The organism is Vibrio sp. B4-6 (assembly GCF_963888245.1).
Taxonomy (GTDB): Bacteria; Pseudomonadota; Gammaproteobacteria; order Enterobacterales; family Vibrionaceae; genus Vibrio; species Vibrio anguillarum.
The window spans coordinates 463,926-481,381 of the sequence record NZ_CAWPIM010000022.1; the positions used below are offsets into that span (position 1 = coordinate 463,926).

Here is a 17,456-nt window from a genome sequence, read left to right on the forward strand (position 1 = left end):
ATTAATAACAACCCCTCAAACCGAAAAACGAGGCATTTTAGACAAATACCCCGTTATTTCGCTGACAATTTACCCATATATCAACAGATTTCACTCATTGCCTTTCTTATGATAGAAGATTGCAAGACTACGGATTTACTCGCGCTAAAACAGCCGACATGGAACCATTTTCCACCTCTAACGTTAACATATCGCTAACAAGCGTATAGCGGGTATCATGTTCTCCGTCTTCATAAAGGAGCACCAAATGATCACCTTCTGTGTAGTACACCCCTTTATGGATCGATTCGTTACCATTAGCACCACTTACTCTGAACATAAATACAAAATCCGGCTGTAAAACGAGATCAAGTTGGTTAATGTCGGTTGCTATCGCATCTTCACCAAATATTCGTTTGCTGGACCACACCCCTGCCAACGCATTTGGTAAAACTTTAGTGAACATAATGCCGTTTAAGTTGAGCATGTTGTGGTTCACTTGGTATTGATAAACTTGAGGTTGCGATGAATTAAGCCCCAAAATCAAGCTGTTATCGCTGGCGTCAAATTCACCTTCCCAGTGCTCTACATTATAATTTTTCTTTTGAATATCGATCTTGAAACGATAATTCGATTCCAAGGTCAGTTTAATAGAACGAAAATCATCGGAAGAAGTGTCAGGATTGGGGTTAAGTAGGTACCAATCACCAAGTAAAAAAGGGAGATCAAACTGAGTTAAGTCTTGATGAGTCTGCGTACCACTACTTTGACTTTGTGCCGCACTAGTGCTGATAAGAACAATGCAGGTAAAAATGATGCTTATCCATTTCATAACACGCTCCTCACTTTTTTCTTAAGCTTAGAACCGGTTGTACGATAAAGCGAAATGTTTGATCTGTATCACGTTATTTATTTGGTTTAAATAAGATCAAAAAAGCGAGCACTAAGGCTCGCTTTTCATTGATACTGGTTGCTAATTTAGCATATCAACAGTGATCGCCACTGCTTCTTCTAAATAAACATCTGGAGTTTCATAATCTTTAGGCACATCTTGCAAGGTTTTATAGGGCTTCAAACCATTGGCGGCTTGTCGCATGTTAATCCGCGCCAAACGCAATTCATCTGCCTTGTCACTTTCTTGCTTACGCACAGATTCATTGAGAGAAATTGTGTTGTCATCTTTCTCCGCTTTATACTTTGCAATATCCTCGTTAATGAAGCCGAACTCCATATCGTTGGCAATACGAGCTTGATGCTGTGCAGATAACTTAGCAATCAGTTTTTCATTAGCTTGTAACTTGTCGTATTTAGCTCGCTCAATTTGATCCCAAGGAAGTGCATTAGGTTCAACGCTCTCACCGGTATCTTTTGCTTCAATCGCAGTGGGTAACGCAATATCAGGCACAACACCTTTATTCTGCGTACTACCACCATCAATACGATAAAATTTCTGAATCGTATATTGAACGTAGCCTAATTCTTTATCAAACAAGTCGTAGATATGATTCAACGAGCGATGCTGTTGAACCGTTCCCTTACCGAATGAGTTTTCGCCAACAATGATCGCTCGTCCATAATCTTGCATTGCCGCTGCAAAAATTTCTGAGGCTGATGCGCTGTAGCGATTCACCAATACCGTCATAGGACCCTGATAACTGATTTTTCCATCCGTGTCACTATTAACGTTTACTCGTCCATAGCTATCGCGAACTTGCACAACCGGGCCGCTTTCAATAAATAAGCCGGATAATGCCGTCGCTTCCGTTAATGCACCCCCACCGTTATTACGCAAATCGACGATCACGCCATCCACTTTTTTCTGCTTCAGTTCAGTCAGCAATTTGTCCGTGTCTTGCGCTAAACCGACATAGAAGCTAGGGACTTCAAGCACGCCGATTTTCTTGCCATTTTTCTCGATGATTTTTGATTTAACCGCTCGATCTTCTAAACGAATTTTGTCTCGGACAATAGTGACAACGTGACTTTTAGCGTCTTTACCTTCCGGCAAAACTTGCAACTTCACCTTAGTGCCTTTCGGGCCTTTGATCAGTTGTACGACATCATCTAGACGCCAGCCGATAACATCAACCATCTCTTTGCCATCTTGGCCCACACCAATGATACGATCGCCTTCACCCAACTGCTTGCTATTTGAGGCAGGACCACCCGCAACTAACGAACGAATGATGGTGTAGTCGTCGGTCATTTGCAGTACAGCACCAATCCCTTCCAATGAAAGATTCATTTCTGATTGGAACTGCTCGGCATTACGTGGAGAGAGATAACTAGTATGCGGATCAACTTCACGCGCGAAAGCATTCATATAAAGCTGAAATACATCTTCGCTGTGGGTCTGAGACAGACGTTTGATCGCGTTATTATAACGCTTGCCTAGCGTTTCTTTAATTTCCGGCCACTCTTTACCCGTAAGCTTTAAGTTCAGTGCATCATATTTGACACGTTGCTGCCATAACTTATCGAGCTCGGTTTTATCTTTCGGCCAAGCTGCTTTTGAGCGATCAAGTTCCATCGATTCATCGGCTTCAAATGTAATTTCTTTGTCGAGCAGAGAAAGCGCATATTGAAAACGCTCAAAGCGCTTTTGCATTGATAAGTTATAAACATCAAATGCAATTTGGTTATTGCCAGCCTTGAGTTGATCATCAAGTTGTGTCGACCACGTATGAAAGGAATCAATATCGCTCTGAGTAAAGATATTGCGGTTGTAGTCGAGCAGTTCGAGATAACGATTGAAGATAGCTTGCGAGAAATCGTCATTCAAGTTGAAGTGTTTGTAATGAGAACGAGTAAAACGGGAAGTCACACGCTTACTCGCCGTTTCATGCTGCATTTCTGGGGCAAGAAGAGGTAAATCTTCTTTGCTAAGAGTGGCTTCTAAGGCCTGAACGGATGACGCTGCTAGCCATAGGCCAGCAGCGATCAACGTTAATTTTGAACGGCATTTCATGCGTAGGAATTTCTCCTTTATGCGCGCAAGTGCTCCGCTTTCACAACCATTTGTAGGCCGTTGACAAGTTGAACGCGCACATCTTCCTTATTAACTTCAACAATGGTCGCAGCCATGTTTCCTTTACCCATGTTTACGTTCACTTGTTTGCCAGTGATCATTTCATCAGCATTTAAAGCGCGCGTCTCGACAGGTTTTTCAGCTTTTGGCGCTTTCGCTTGAGGACGACGAGCTTGTGCTTGAGGCTTTTTCGCTTTTGGTTGCTTCGCTTTTGCCTCTTCGCGTGCTTTTTGTCCTTGCTCTTTACGACGAGCCTGTACTCGAGCTTTACTTTCTGCCAATGCGGCTTGTGCGTGCTCTACATGTTCTTCTTCTAACTCTCCACATGGGTTGCCATCAAGGTCAACACGAGTTGCACCTAGTTTAACACCATGTAGATAACGCCATGACGACGTGTATTGTCTTAACGCAGCACGCAGCTGTGTTTTACTTACTTTTGAGTCTTCGTTTAGGCGTTCAGCAAGATCTTGAAAAATACCAATTTTCAAAGGCTTTGCTTCACCTTCTAAAGTAAAGCACTTAGGGAAACATTCAGCAATGTACGCAATAACTTCTTTGCTGTTTTTTAACTTTTCAGTGTTTTCCATGAGGATTCCTGGTTTATGCGGTCTTTCCGCGAGGCATTAAGATAAATATGTTCGGTATTATAGTGACCTAAATGCGAAAAACCACAGGCAATGACCAATTTATGCCTTGTTAGCGTGTGAATTGAGCAGCTTTTCTATCTCAATCATTAATTCTGCCATCCCTTTCTCATCAATTTCAGAAAAACGGCCAATTGTTGGGCTATCAATATCCAATACTCCCACCACTTGGCCATTGATAGAAAATGGCACCACCAACTCAGAATTGCTCGCAGCATCGCAAGCAATGTGACCAGCAAACTCATGGACATCATAAACACGTTGTATACGGTTAGTCGCCGCCGCAGTACCACACACACCTTTTCCTAAGGGGATGCGTACACAAGCTGGTTTTCCTTGAAAGGGACCGAGAACCAGTTGCTCTTCTTTTATTAGGTAAAAACCCACCCAGTTAAGATCTTCAAGCTCCATGTTAAATAAGGCGCTCAAATTGGCAAGATTAGCGATTAAATCCGTTTCAGATTCAACCAGTGCCACCGCCTGCTTGGTAAGACGGCGGTATTCTTCTATGTTCATATAAACTCAACGACCTTTTGAAAACGGAAGACATCTATTTTTGAACAGCGTACAATTTCTCACACGATAAATAGGATGCATTCTCATCATAATGACTAATTCCAATGACACTATTAGCCGCTCTTGGGTAATAAAACAAGTAAAAAAACATCGACCTACACTTCTATTTGCCAATGTGATCGCGGTTATTGCAACGCTGGTTAGTGTCCCTATTCCACTATTAATGCCATTAATGGTCGACGAAGTTCTGCTGAATAAACCCGCTTCTGGTTTGGCGATGATGAATACTATTCTACCGACGTCGATGCAAAACCCAACAGGCTATATTGCGCTCACGTTATTACTAGTGGTCTTGATGCGTAGCGTCAGCCAAGCGCTCAACATACTTCAAAGCCGTCAATTTACTTTGGTGTCCAAAACCATCACTTACCAAATGCGCTGCAAAATGATTGATAAATTAGGACGGATCAGTATCAGGCAGTACGAAACCAAAGGCAGTGGTGGTATTAATGCTCACTTAATCACCGACATCGAAACCATTGATCAATTCATAGGTAGCACACTCAGTAAATTTATCATCAGCCTACTGACCGTGTTAGGCACAGCCGGTGTTCTACTCTGGCTTGAGTGGCGTTTAGGGCTGTTTATTTTATTGGTCAACCCGATTGTAATTTACTTTTCACGTAAACTCGGAAGCAAAGTCAAACATCTGAAAAAGCGAGAAAACCAAGCGTATGAACGCTTTCAAAATCGGCTAGTCGAAACATTAGATGGCATTTATCAATTGCGTGCCGCTAATAAAGAGCGAGAGTTTCTCAATGAACTCAAACAGCAAGCCAACCAAGTCCGAGAGAATGCAGACAAATATGCATGGCAATCAGAGGCTGTAGGGCGCGTCTCATTTCTCCTGTTTTTACTTGGTTTTGAGCTATTTAGAGCGGTCGCGATGCTGATGGTGGTCTTTAGCGACTTGACCATAGGGCAAATTTTCGCCGTTTTCGGTTATTTGTGGTTTATGTTAGGCCCAGTGCAAGAGCTGCTGAGTATTCAATTTTCTTGGTACAGTGCAAAGGCGGCCTTCCATCGCATTAATGATCTGCTTGCACTGGAGGAAGAGCCTCGCCCTATTTGCAAAATTAACCCATTCACGGATAACCGCCAGGTCGATGTTGAGGTTTCTCACGTTAATTTTGCCTACGATAGTGAAAAGAGTGTGCTCAACGATCTCTCGCTCACGATTCCGGCGGGTAAAAAAGTTGCGTTGGTTGGCGCAAGTGGTGGTGGGAAATCCACGTTGATCCAACTGTTAATTGGTGTGTATCAACCCAATTCCGGGCAGATCCGTTTTAATGGTGCGACCACTGAAGAGATAAGTTTTGATATTATTCGCGATAACATTGCCGTGGTATTACAACAACCTATACTATTCAACGACACCTTAAGGCATAATTTGACCCTCGGCGGTCAATATGCAGAAGAGGAATTATGGCAAGCGCTGCATATTGCACAACTGGATGATGTGACTGCGAATCTCAGTGACGGTTTAGAAACGCTAGTTGGCCGAAATGGTATTCGCTTGTCGGGCGGACAACGTCAACGTTTAGCCATCGCTCGGATGGTACTGAGCAATCCTAAATTTGTTATTTTGGATGAAGCAACATCCGCGTTAGATACGGTAACTGAAGCGGCATTGCACAATGCTCTGACTGGATTTTTGAAAGGTCGAACTACTTTAATTGTTGCGCACCGCCTTTCGGCAGTGAAACAAGCCGATATAATTTACGTGCTGGAAGATGGTCAAGTTAGCCAAATGGGTACGCATCGAGAATTAGTCGAGCAAGATGGGTTATATCAGACCCTTTATGGAAATCTCCAATCGTACGTTTAGTGATTGGGTAACAATAAATTAGGATGATTGTTTGTCTCAACATTCAGCGCTTATTCAACATCCACAATCACCTAACGGCGTGAGGTTGTGTCACGGCTGTGAATTGGCCGTTGATCTCGTCGAGGTTGAGCATGGAAAAAGTGCCTATTGTCCACGCTGCGGTACCCAACTGTACCGCGGTGGATCTCCCTCTTTATCTGGGGATTTAGCCGTCGCCATCACTTGCTTGTTACTGTTTATCCCCTCTCATTTTTTTGAATTCATCAGTATTCGCTTGGTTGGGGTGATGATCCCCGCCACCTTGCCATCCGGTGTCTTTGCGCTGGCTGAAGAGGGCTTTGGAGCGCTCGCTTTATTGGTGCTATTTTGCAGCTCTATTGCGCCACTTTTAGTGTGTGGTTCCGTAGTGACCGCTCATATCGCCTTGCGTTATCGATGGTTTCATCTACTGCGTGGCTCACTGATCATTATTCAGCGATTAAAAGCATGGGTAATGCTCGATGTTTTTTTAGTCAGCGTGGCGGTATCTTGTTTTAAACTTCAAGATTATTCCGACATTTTTATCGGTGTGGGGTTGTATGGTTTAGTTTTGCTGCAACTGGCAACCGTATTGCTAGCGACTCGAGTTAGCGTAAGGCGCTATTGGCAAGCGTGGCAGCCAGAGAATCAATATGCCTTCGAGCGTAAAGAGGTGCATTGCCACCATTGCCATCTTTCACAACCAGAAAATACGCACTGCGTGCGTTGCGCGCAAAAATTATATCACCGGAAACCCAACTCGATACAACGAACTTGGGCCTATTTAATTGCAGCAAGTGTCGCTATTTTCCCCGCGAACCTGATTCCAATATCGATTTTAATTACCAACGGACAGCGATTAGAAGACACCATTTTCTCTGGTGTTGCGTCACTGATTAATAGTGGTATGGTCGGAATTGCAATCATCATTTTTGTGGCCAGTATAATCGTGCCTATTGTAAAAATATTCGGCCTGACCTATCTATTACTGGCGATTAAATTTAAGCGAACGGTTTACCACCGTCAGAGAATGAACATTTATTTCGCGATTAAATGGATCGGCAAATGGTCGGTAATGGATCTGTTTGTCATCTCAATTATGTTGACACTGGTTGATCGCGGTCAAATTCTCGACTTCACTCCCGGTTATGGAGCCGTTGCCTTTGGCTTGGTGGTTGTACTCACCATGCTCGCCACGGAAAGTATGGACCCAAGACTCATCTGGGATAATTACCCAGAAATCGCAGACCAAAACGAGCCTTCACATGAGTAAACAAATTTCAAGCCAGCCCTCATACACTCCCGATGTTAAGCGAAACAGGGGCATCTCACCTTTGTGGATACTGCCCATACTCACCATGGCGCTCGCAGGTTGGTTAGTCGTTAAAGCCATTCACGATGCTGGCGAACGAATCCAGATCTATTTTTCGGACGCACAAGGCTTAGTCGCAGGGCGAACAACAATTCGCTACCAAGGGCTCGAAGTCGGCATGGTAAGAGATATTAAACTGTCCGAAGGATTAGAAAACATCTATGTGGAAGCCGATATTTATCCAGAAGCTACTCAGTTACTCAATGACAATACCCGATTTTGGTTAGTGAAGCCAACGGCCAGTTTATCTGGCGTTTCAGGTTTAGATGCATTGGTTTCAGGAAACTATATTGCGATTCAACCGGGTAACGAAAATAGTTCAGCTGAACACGATAAAGTGTTTAGTGCTTTAGATGGTGCACCTTCTGATCTACTGCCTAATCAAGGGCTTATCATTTCGCTAAAGGCTCGCGATCTCGGAGGTATTTCTGTTGGCTCACAAATCGTCTATAAAAAAATTCCGATTGGTGAAGTGTTTAACTACAAACTCGATGACGATGCAAAGTCGGTACTCATTCAAGCCTCGATAAAAGACGAGTATCGCCACATTATTACCAATGAAAGCCGTTTTTGGAATGTCAGCGGTGTTGGTGCAAGCATTGGCTTTGAAGGTGTTGACGTCCGCTTAGAAAGTTTAAGTGCATTAATCGGTGGTTCAATTGCCGTCGATTCACCGGACGGTGGGGAGCCTGTTGAACAAAATACCCAATTTAGTCTCTATCGCGATTTAAAAACCGCAGGGCGTGGTATCCCTGTGAAAATCACCCTACCCGATCAGCATAATATTAACCAAACCGGTGCCCCCATCATTTACCGAGGAATAGAAGTCGGTCAAATCACGGAATTGCAGCTCAGTAAAAGTCACCAACAGATCATCGCCTCTGCCGCTATCCAACCGGCTTTTAGCGATATGCTCAATTCGGGAAGCCGTTTTGTGTTGGAAGAGGCCAAAGTCTCACTCTCTGGAGTTGAGAACATCGGTAATTTGATCAAAGGGAATTACTTGACACTCATTCCTGGTAAGGGCGAAAAGGCCAGAAGTTTCACTGCAATTCGCCAATTTGAATTTAATCAGTCACAAGCAAAATCGATTGCTATCAAACTTACAGCTGAAAGCTCATATGGCTTAGATGTGGGCAGCCAGATTTTGTATCGAGGTATCGCGGTAGGTTCAGTAATTGACGTAAAGTTGCAGCAAGACAGTGTTGTGCTCAATACGCTGATTGATGAAGAGTACTCATCACTCATACGCTCACAGAATCGTTTTTACATTACAGGCTCGGCCACCGCGGAGCTCACCGAATCAGGCCTTAATGTTTCGATCCCTCCAGCCAAACAACTGCTCGCCGGCTCAATCAGTTTCATCAGCGAAGGCGCTGAAAATGCGAGTAATGAGTACCCGCTATATCAAAGTAAATCCTTAGCTGAGCTTGCAAAATATAATCAAAGCGGCTCACAGACACTGACTCTTTTTGCCGACGAGCTTCCTCCCATCAATCCGGGCAGCCCGCTCCTATACCGTAACCTTCAAGTAGGCAGTGTTTTTGGCTTTAAGCTCACTAAAGAAGGTGTGAAAATCGAGGTCAAAATAGAGAATCAATATCGCCATCTGATTACGAATCAAACTGTTTTTTGGAACCGTTCTGGCGTCGAAATTAATGCAACACTTGCAGGCGTAAAAGTCAAAGCCGCTCCTTTAAAAACTTTAATTCAAGGAGGCATTGCATTTGATTCGTTGCAAGGTATTGATAACAAAGATCAGAATTTGTGGAAGCTCTATGACAGCTACGATCAAGCACGTAAGGCGGGCCAAGAAATCATCTTAACGGCCGATTCATCCTTTGGCATTACGCTAGGAACATCCATCAAATATAACAATATCACTGTGGGAGAGGTTGTTTCTGTAACACCCGATTTCAAGACAAACCAAGTTACACTCCAAGCGAGAATTGAGCCTAGCTACGCATTAGGCATTGCCAGAAATGGCTCTCACTTTTGGGTAGCGAAAACTAAGATTAGCTTCAATGGTGTTGAAAATCTGCAAAACTTACTCAGTTCCAGCATTGAGGTCCAACCTGGGTTTGGCGATGTGCAGTATCAATTTGAACTAGAAAAACAGCCACAACAAGCACTCGGTATTGAATTCACCTTACAAAGTGAAACACGAGGATCAGTGGCTGAAGATAGCCCGGTTCTCTACCGTGAAATGGAAGTGGGCAAAGTAACCCATGTTGCTCTAGGAGACTTTGCAGACCGCGTCATGTTTACCATTGAAATCCAAAAAGAGTTCGCTTATCTGGTTCGCAGCAATAGCGTATTTTGGAACACTTCTGGCGTCGATGTATCCATCGGTTTATCTGGTGCAAATATAAAAGCAGGCACGTTAGATAGCATCATGAAAGGCGGAATTACATTTGCCACTCCAGAGCAAAAACAGCTACAGCCTATCGCTAAACAAGGCCAAGCATTTTACTTATATCCTGAAGCCAAACCAGAATGGCACCAATGGCGAACAGCCATACCAAAACCTTAAAGGGTTAACCTTGATTCTTATAAAATGCAGCTGATCGGCTGCATTTTTTATTATTTTGATCTCATCACGATTCTTATATAATCCGGCCTCAACTCCCAGACGAGATACTGCTTTGTACGCCAATATAACCCTACCTGAACCTTTTCTTGCGACAATTGAAGCGATACTGCCCACACATCTAACGATGAGTGATTTTATTGCAGCTTGCCAGCGTCCTTTGCGTAAAAGTATCCGAGTCAACACGCTAAAAATCTCTGTCGATAGTTTTTGTCAACGTGCCGTAGAAAAAGGATGGGCTTTATCACCAGTGCCTTGGTGTAATACGGGTTTTTGGATTGAAGCCGACGAGTCTGTCGTACCTTTAGGTAATACCGCCGAACATATGGCAGGTCTTTTTTACATTCAAGAAGCCAGTTCTATGATGCCAGTATCCGCTCTTTTCACTGGCGGTGAATCGTTCAATTCAGTACTCGACATGGCGGCGGCTCCGGGTTCAAAAACAACGCAAATTGCGGCGTGTATGGAAAATGAAGGCGTATTAGTCGCCAACGAATTTTCAGCCAGCCGTGTTAAAGTGCTGCATGCTAATATCGAACGCTGCGGTGTACGTAACAGTGCACTGAGCAATTTTGATGGTCGAGTCTTTGGCGGTTGGTTACCGGAACAATTTGATGCGGTGTTAATAGATGCGCCATGCTCAGGAGAAGGTACCATCCGTAAAGATCCTGATGCGATGAAAAACTGGAGCAAAGAATCTGTATTGTCGATTTCCACAACACAAAAAGATTTGATTGAAAGTGCGTTTCAAGCTTTAAAGCCCGGCGGTGTGATGGTCTACTCAACCTGTACATTGAGCACAGAAGAGAACCAACAAGTGTGCTTGCATCTAAAAGAAAAATATCCACAATCAGTTGAATTTGTTTCCCTTAGCTCATTGTTTGAGGATGCAAAAGCAGCTATTACAGACGAAGGGTTCTTGCATATATTCCCTCAAACTTATGATTGTGAAGGTTTTTTTGTTGCAAAAATCCGTAAACTTAGCTCTGTACCCCACCCTGAAGTCAACAAACGCTTAGGTCAATTTCCTTTTGCGAAAGCCAACCTTAAACTCACACAAGAGATCGCGGATCAACTCATGAAAACGTTTGAAGTTGTGATCCCCGATGATACCAGTGTCTGGCTACGTGATAATGATGTATGGTTATTTCCAAACGCACTGGAACCTATGCTCGGCAAATTCCGCTTCTCTCGCATGGGGATAAAAATCGCTGAAACACATAAAAAAGGTTATCGCTGGCAACATCAAGTCGCTACATCATTAGCGACTGGTAACGAATCAAACTGTATCACACTATCGATTGAAGAAGCGCGAGATTGGTACATGGGCAGAGATGTCAGACCAGCACTACAAACTGGCACTGGCGAAGTGCTGGTTAAACTCGGTAACGATGTGATTGGCCTAGGAAAATGGGTAGGAAACCGCATAAAAAATGGTTTACCAAGAGAACTCGTTAAAGATAAAAATTTGTTTTAACACGCCCCAAAATAGGACAAAAATCTAGAAAACACGCGCACTTCTAGCGATAACAATTATACTTACAGGGAAGCATAAGTACGACTATTTTAATGATTAGCGTAGGCTCAAATGAGCCATTCCCCTAGGCCCAAAAACGGAAAAGTTTTGGGCCTTTTTTTATCGTCAAGGAAAATAAATTGCAACAGGAGGTGGACGCCTCAGCTATACAAGATGAATTCCATCTTCCCCAATGGTAATTTTTCCCTGCTTGTACAAACCACCAATACTCTTCTTAAAGGTTCCCTTACTGGTACGGAACATCGAAAAAATAGCTTCTGGTGTCGATTTATCACTTAATGGAAGAAAACCACCCTTTTTCTCAAGTAACTCTATGATCTTAGTGCTTAGCTCATCCATTTTTGCTACGCCAATTTTTTGCAGAGCTAGGTCAATTTTTCCATCTTCACGGATATTTTTGATATAGCCTTTTAAGGTCTTACCAATAAACAACTTACCAAACACATCTGATGGGAAAATCATCCCCCAGTGCTCACCATTGATGATGGCCTTGTATCCGAGTTCTGAGTGTTCTGCAATTAATAGATCAACTTGCTGATTCTGCGTATAGTTTGCAGGGGTTTTGTCCAGCCACTTGTTGAATTTAGTTGTGCCTACGATGCGGCCGGAAGCCTTATCAGTGTAGACATACACTAAAATCATTTGTCCTTCTTTAAAACGAGCACGCTGTTCGCTGTAAGGCACCAATAAATCTTTACCCTTCAGACCCCAATCAACAAAAACACCAGTGCTATTCACACCCTGAACTTTCATCAATCCCCACTCACCTACTTTTGCAATCGGTTTTTCAGTCGTCGCGGCAAGTTGATTGTCTGAATCGAAATACAAAAATACGTCTATTTTCTGCCCCAATTCAACCCCATCTGGGGTAAATCGTTTAGGCAGTAAAGTGGTTCCAAAATCTTCAGCATCCAAAAATACGCCGAAATCAGCAATCTTCACGACTTCTAAACTGTTTATTTGACCAACGTTAATCATTTACTATGTCTCACCTCAATTTTGCAGAGATTATACGTGATCTCTGTTATCCTTTCCTGCATTCAAGGGAAAAATAAGCATTTTTTCAGGAGCTTTCTTTGGTTAATGTCGATAAGCAAGATACCATCACGCTTAAAATTTCACATGCCATGTCTCAGAGCAAAGAACTTGATCTAGACATTTACCTATTCATTCCCGGTGATTTAGGTCTAACACCCGAAATACTTCCTGAATCTGACTTTTACTATAGCTTCATCCACCAAGAGCGTGCGTATTACAGTGATAAAACGTTACTGCCCTTAGTGCACAGCCGACTTGCACAACGAGGCCATCTCTCTTCTACTCAGTATCGAGTCAGTTTGAGTTTATTTGCTTATCAGTATGTTATCGCTCTAGATAAAGCTGTAGTACAACTCAACACGACGAGTGACACCGTCACATCAGATGAAGTTGATAGTGTCATTGAACTCTCTTTAGATATTTTGAAAAGATTGCGCCGCAGCATTCCTTATGAAGAGAGCTTAAAACGCTATTACGCCAATATTGATAACTATTTATCTTGGTATACTGAGCAAAAGTTTCTTTCCCTAGTCGCACACATGAACCGCGATGGTGAATATAAAACCATCAAAGAGCGTCTAATTACACTGGTTGAGAAAGAACAGGCACATCGTAAACTTAACAATTACAACTCGGCAAAGGCAGGGGAAGACATCACTCGGCTGAGTAACAAGATGCGCCTACTACGCCGTTTAATCGAGCATCCCATTGTGCTTAATGAACACGTCACTTCTTTAGGTAATAACATGAAGCGTGCCGTAAAAGGCATCGCGACTGGGCTTGTAATGCTGTTTGTCACCGTCATCGCCATTACAGCTCGCGACTATTGGGGGGAAATCACCGCCTCTTTTATCATCGCTATGTCGTTTGTTTATGCATTACGCGAGATCTTTAAAGATGACTTACGCGATATGCTGTGGCGCTGGATCCGTAAAGGAAAACCGAAATGGAAGCGTCGTTACATAGACCCAACGACCGGAAAATCTGTGGGTTACAAAATTGAATGGCTTGATTATACCAACCTGAGTAAATTACCAGACCGAATCAAAACAATTCGAAAGAAACGCATTGTTCAAAGGGAGGAACAGGTACTTCACTATCGCTCAGAAACGGCCATGTCAACTTCACGCTTCATGAGTGGCTATGAGGAAACACGCGAAACTTTACACATTGATCTACGCCCTATTACCCGTTTGATGGACAAAGGCTCTAATCGCATTTATCAGTTAAGTGGTGGTCAAGTGAGTCGAGAAACCGTAGAAAAACGGCACTTGATCAACTTGATTATCAAAGAAGATAACCATAAAGAAGAGCCCCGCTACTACCGTTGGAAAATTGTTTTAAATAGAAATAAGATTGTCGACATTGAACCGATAGAATTAAGCGAGTAATCTCTAATTCAGCCTTATTTACCAATACGCTTTAACGATAAAGTAAGATGAAACTCCGCCATAGGCTCGTCACCATGCAACGAAGGACAGGTTGCAATGATCTTTACTGTCTGATTGACCCGCTCTCCGGTCGCGATAGTTTCATCAAGCATACTGTCTATTAGCTGGCCATCATGGCAATGAAAATGAACATCCGCCTCCGGCCTTTTTAAAAACTCCGCACTAACCGCTTTAAACGCCAACGATACTTTGGAGCCACGCTGTTGTGCTTTATGCATTGCCATAAAACCGCCCGCTACGTCTGCACCAACGGCTAACACACCAAAATACATACTATTTAAATGATTTTTATTGCGACGTTTAAGTGGAATTCTGATTTCTACAGAGCGTTCATTTAGCACTAAAATCTTTGGCCTGCAGGACCAAATCAGTGGCACTTTTAAAAAACCAAACAGATTTAAGTAAAGATTCGCTTTTGTTAATGGGGAGAGCATGAGGCTTGACCTTTTCAATATGGTTGTCGGACCAGTTCAAGGTATACGCTGTGAAATGTCAATAAGTTGTTACAAAAAGTTAGGGTTGAGCGCAGCTATTCTGCGCCCAAATCAGATCATTACATTTTTACCACAACATCAGCCTGAACACTTTCAGCTAAGTGCTCCTGCAGCTTTGGATAACTTGCGAGTGCTTGGGTGACGACCAAAATCGGCTTATTCGCATGACGTGCCGCTTTTGATGCTAAATCGAGCAACGTGATGACCGCCTCACTCTCTGGATTAAACAAATGGGAAAGTTCGGGATTCTCTTTATCAATGCCTAATGTGTATTGTGTTAAGTTATCGATGTTGATGACCACACCATCAAAATAGTGCATCAAACGCTCTGCCAATAATGCCGCTGATGGAACATCGCAAGAATAAAGCACTTTCAAACCATCTAAACTCCGAGGTAAAGACTGCTCTGCCAGTCGGTCAATGATCGTAGCCGCATCACTTAATGTTCGAACAAATGGCACCACAATTTCGATGTTCAATCCTTGCTTGCGCAATGCCTTGATCACAGCGCATTCATAACTAAACGCTTTCGCATACTGGATGGAAGAAAAACGCGATACGCCACGCACTCCCATCGCTGGGTTAATTTCATCCGTTTCAACACTTCCACCGATCAACGCTTTATAAGTGTAACTATCTGCATCACTCAAACAGACACGAATCGTAGTGTGATTTTTTTGAACCGCTGCCACGACTCTATCAACAATGGTTGACGTAAAATGCTCCGCCACCGCTTTGTCATCAAGAATGGATTGCAAAGAGCCTTGCTCAAGTTCAGTTAGATTCGCAAAATGTTGCTCAATCGAAGGATGATAAAACAACGAATCTAAAATAATGTCGGACAGCGATACATACAAATGCTGGGCATTTCCACTTGATTCAATTGCCGCTGGAAGGGCATCACCTAAGATCAACTGAGGGTGGATCGTATCATGTTGTGCCAAACTCATTCATTACTCCCTACATTTTTAATTATCTTGCTCAGGAAAATACCCATAGCCGAGTATTAATTCAAGTAAAAGTAAATATTTATGACAAATTTATGAATAAAATTTCATCTTGCAGATAATAAGCAATAAGTTTTCCGTTTTGGAGTTTATTCCTATTGCCAATTCCGTTATCTTTACCGCTTCGCAATAAGAGTACAGGCTTTACCATGCCATTAAAAACAGATGAATTAAGAACTCAAGCCTTGGGCCCAATGCCGACTCCGGCAGAGCTTGGAAATGCGCATCCGATCACAGACGACGTAGCAGAGCGCATCGCAAACTCACGCCGTCAAATTGAAAATATTCTGACTGGTCACGATGATCGCTTGTTAGTCATTGTCGGTCCGTGTTCAGTACACGACACTGAAGCAGCAATGGATTACGCTCAACGTTTGAGTGCGATCCAAGACCAATATAAAAATGAACTGTTTATCGTCATGCGTACCTATTTCGAGAAACCACGTACCGTTGTGGGCTGGAAAGGTTTGATTACGGATCCCAATCTGGATGGTTCATATGCACTGGAAACAGGGCTCAATAAAGCACGGAAATTATTATTAGATATCAACAAGCTAGGCCTTGCTACTGCGACTGAATTTTTAGACATGATCACCGGGCAATACATCGCAGATCTCATCACGTGGGGAGCTATTGGTGCGCGTACTACGGAATCTCAGATACACCGAGAAATGGCGTCTGCACTGTCGTGCCCTGTCGGTTTTAAAAATGGCACGAATGGCAACATCAAAATTGCTATTGATGCCATTCGAGCGGCCCAAGCATCGCATTACTTTTACTCACCGGATAAAAATGGCCGTATGACCGTTTATCGTACCAGTGGTAACCCCTTTGGCCATGTTATTTTACGCGGTGGTGATACAGGGACAAACTATGACGCTGACTCCGTATCTGCAGCCTGCGAGCAACTGATCGAATTCGGCTTAGCCCCGCGCCTCATCGTAGATTTTAGCCACGCGAATTGCCAAAAGCAGCATAGAAAACAGATAGATGTAACGGCCGACATCTGCACACAAATACGTACAGGTAAGGATTTCGTTGCTGGTATTATGGCTGAAAGCTTCATTATCGAAGGTAATCAGCCAATGCATGACTTAAATAACCTCACCTATGGTCAATCGATTACCGATCCATGCTTAGGATGGGATGACACAGCAACTATGCTGGATATGCTGGCACAAGCGATCACTGACCGCCGTAACTTAAAATAAATACTAAGCAATAGATAAGGAAACACCATGCCTTCTTTTGATATCGTTTCAGAAGTCGATACTGTTGAACTTCGTAATGCTGTCGATAATGCAAACCGAGAGCTTTCTACTCGTTTTGATTTTCGTAATGTAGAAGCTGGATTTGAACTCAAAAATGAAGTTGTAAAACTGTCTGCAGAAGATGATTTTCAATTGGGTCAAATGATGGATATTTTACGTGGCAACCTCGCGAAACGAGGTGTTGATGCCAAAGCGATGGAAGCGAAAGATTCTGTACATTCCGGCAAGCGCTGGTTTAAAGATGTCCAATTTAAACAAGGACTGGACCCGTTAACCTCAAAGAAAGTGGTAAAAGCCATTAAGGATGCCAAGCTCAAAGTCCAAGCATCCATTCAAGGTGAAAAAGTAAGAGTAACGGGTAAAAAGAGAGATGATTTACAATCAGTGATCGCTCTAATGCGTGAATCGGATATGGGCCAGCCATTCCAATATGACAATTTTCGAGACTAACAGCACCACGAATAAAATATCAAAGCCACCTCACTAGGTGGCTTTTGAGAGTGTCCTGAATTCTGTGTAACTGTCTAAACTTAAGCCTTAAAGGCTAAGGATGGACAATATGGATAAGAAAGCACTCGAAGCTTTTGCTCGTGAAGCAGCAAAGTCAATTAAGACAGAATCTG

The 17,456-nt window shown here is 43.1% G+C and carries 14 protein-coding genes; 7 read left to right on the forward strand and 7 right to left on the reverse strand.

Annotation, left to right across the window (positions count from 1 at the left end):
* Positions 1 to 127: 127 nt before the first annotated feature.
* The 4 genes from AACV20_RS08830 to AACV20_RS08845 form a co-directional block, all read right to left on the reverse strand.
* On the reverse strand, positions 128 to 811 hold the full coding sequence (locus tag AACV20_RS08830) for a hypothetical protein (protein WP_170907148.1): 684 nt from the start codon (positions 809 to 811) through the stop codon (positions 128 to 130).
* A 141-nt stretch (positions 812 to 952) separates the two neighbouring features.
* Positions 953 to 2,947, reverse strand: coding sequence for a carboxy terminal-processing peptidase (gene prc, locus AACV20_RS08835; protein ID WP_017041969.1), 1,995 nt, complete (start codon positions 2,945 to 2,947; stop codon positions 953 to 955).
* Between the two features lie 17 nt (positions 2,948 to 2,964).
* Complete coding sequence (proQ, locus tag AACV20_RS08840; RefSeq protein WP_017044692.1) at positions 2,965 to 3,594, reverse strand: RNA chaperone ProQ; 630 nt, start codon at positions 3,592 to 3,594, stop codon at positions 2,965 to 2,967.
* A gap of 99 nt (positions 3,595 to 3,693) precedes the next feature.
* Positions 3,694 to 4,167, reverse strand: a complete 474-nt coding sequence (locus AACV20_RS08845; protein WP_017041971.1) for a GAF domain-containing protein — start codon at positions 4,165 to 4,167, stop codon at positions 3,694 to 3,696.
* A gap of 91 nt (positions 4,168 to 4,258) precedes the next feature.
* On the opposite strand from AACV20_RS08845, the gene AACV20_RS08850 reads away from it, so the two are divergent.
* From AACV20_RS08850 to rsmF, 4 genes are all read left to right on the forward strand, one after another.
* Entirely contained in the window at positions 4,259 to 6,055 is a 1,797-nt protein-coding gene (locus AACV20_RS08850; protein ID WP_170907149.1) for an ABC transporter ATP-binding protein, read from the forward strand.
* A gap of 31 nt (positions 6,056 to 6,086) precedes the next feature.
* A complete protein-coding gene (locus tag AACV20_RS08855; RefSeq protein ID WP_013856919.1) occupies positions 6,087 to 7,346 on the forward strand; it encodes a paraquat-inducible protein A in 1,260 nt (419 codons plus the stop codon).
* Positions 7,339 to 9,978 (forward strand): MlaD family protein, encoded by a 2,640-nt coding sequence (locus tag AACV20_RS08860; protein ID WP_170907150.1) that lies wholly within the window; start codon positions 7,339 to 7,341, stop codon positions 9,976 to 9,978. The genes AACV20_RS08855 and AACV20_RS08860 overlap by 8 nt, the downstream gene beginning before the upstream one ends.
* Positions 9,979 to 10,090: 112 nt before the next feature.
* Entirely contained in the window at positions 10,091 to 11,512 is a 1,422-nt protein-coding gene (rsmF, locus tag AACV20_RS08865; RefSeq protein ID WP_212752568.1) for a 16S rRNA (cytosine(1407)-C(5))-methyltransferase RsmF, read from the forward strand.
* Between the two features lie 204 nt (positions 11,513 to 11,716).
* On the opposite strand, the gene AACV20_RS08870 is transcribed toward rsmF, so the two are convergent.
* Positions 11,717 to 12,550, reverse strand: coding sequence for a CvfB family protein (locus AACV20_RS08870; protein ID WP_013856923.1), 834 nt, complete (start codon positions 12,548 to 12,550; stop codon positions 11,717 to 11,719).
* Positions 12,551 to 12,648: 98 nt separating this feature from the next.
* On the opposite strand from AACV20_RS08870, the gene AACV20_RS08875 reads away from it, so the two are divergent.
* Positions 12,649 to 14,001, forward strand: a complete 1,353-nt coding sequence (locus AACV20_RS08875; protein ID WP_170907152.1) for a hypothetical protein — start codon at positions 12,649 to 12,651, stop codon at positions 13,999 to 14,001.
* Positions 14,002 to 14,015: 14 nt separating this feature from the next.
* On the opposite strand, the gene AACV20_RS08880 is transcribed toward AACV20_RS08875, so the two are convergent.
* Positions 14,016 to 14,495 (reverse strand): PaaI family thioesterase, encoded by a 480-nt coding sequence (locus AACV20_RS08880; protein WP_017047658.1) that lies wholly within the window; start codon positions 14,493 to 14,495, stop codon positions 14,016 to 14,018.
* A gap of 119 nt (positions 14,496 to 14,614) precedes the next feature.
* Positions 14,615 to 15,505: a putative PEP-binding protein gene (locus AACV20_RS08885; protein WP_094143135.1), complete on the reverse strand. Its 891-nt coding sequence runs from the start codon at positions 15,503 to 15,505 to the stop codon at positions 14,615 to 14,617.
* 206 nt (positions 15,506 to 15,711) lie between these two features.
* Between AACV20_RS08885 and AACV20_RS08890 the strand changes: the two genes are divergently transcribed.
* Both AACV20_RS08890 and AACV20_RS08895 read left to right on the forward strand, forming a co-directional pair.
* Entirely contained in the window at positions 15,712 to 16,773 is a 1,062-nt protein-coding gene (locus AACV20_RS08890; RefSeq protein ID WP_026028836.1) for a 3-deoxy-7-phosphoheptulonate synthase, read from the forward strand.
* A gap of 27 nt (positions 16,774 to 16,800) precedes the next feature.
* Complete coding sequence (locus AACV20_RS08895; RefSeq protein WP_170907153.1) at positions 16,801 to 17,283, forward strand: YajQ family cyclic di-GMP-binding protein; 483 nt, start codon at positions 16,801 to 16,803, stop codon at positions 17,281 to 17,283.
* Positions 17,284 to 17,456: the final 173 nt, after the last annotated feature.

Excerpts from the sequence above, each read along its gene's own strand:
- AACV20_RS08830 (WP_170907148.1), bottom strand. The coding sequence starts at position 811 with ATGAAATGGATAAGCATCATTTTTACCTGCATTGTTCTTATCAGCACT.
- prc (WP_017041969.1), bottom strand. The coding sequence starts at position 2,947 with ATGAAATGCCGTTCAAAATTAACGTTGATCGCTGCTGGCCTATGGCTA.
- proQ (WP_017044692.1), bottom strand. The coding sequence starts at position 3,594 with ATGGAAAACACTGAAAAGTTAAAAAACAGCAAAGAAGTTATTGCGTAC.
- AACV20_RS08845 (WP_017041971.1), bottom strand. The coding sequence starts at position 4,167 with ATGAACATAGAAGAATACCGCCGTCTTACCAAGCAGGCGGTGGCACTG.
- AACV20_RS08850 (WP_170907149.1), top strand. The coding sequence starts at position 4,259 with ATGACTAATTCCAATGACACTATTAGCCGCTCTTGGGTAATAAAACAA.
- AACV20_RS08860 (WP_170907150.1), top strand. The coding sequence starts at position 7,339 with ATGAGTAAACAAATTTCAAGCCAGCCCTCATACACTCCCGATGTTAAG.
- AACV20_RS08870 (WP_013856923.1), bottom strand. The coding sequence starts at position 12,550 with ATGATTAACGTTGGTCAAATAAACAGTTTAGAAGTCGTGAAGATTGCT.
- AACV20_RS08880 (WP_017047658.1), bottom strand. The coding sequence starts at position 14,495 with ATGCTCTCCCCATTAACAAAAGCGAATCTTTACTTAAATCTGTTTGGT.
- AACV20_RS08885 (WP_094143135.1), bottom strand. The coding sequence starts at position 15,505 with ATGAGTTTGGCACAACATGATACGATCCACCCTCAGTTGATCTTAGGT.
- AACV20_RS08890 (WP_026028836.1), top strand. The coding sequence starts at position 15,712 with ATGCCATTAAAAACAGATGAATTAAGAACTCAAGCCTTGGGCCCAATG.
- AACV20_RS08895 (WP_170907153.1), top strand. The coding sequence starts at position 16,801 with ATGCCTTCTTTTGATATCGTTTCAGAAGTCGATACTGTTGAACTTCGT.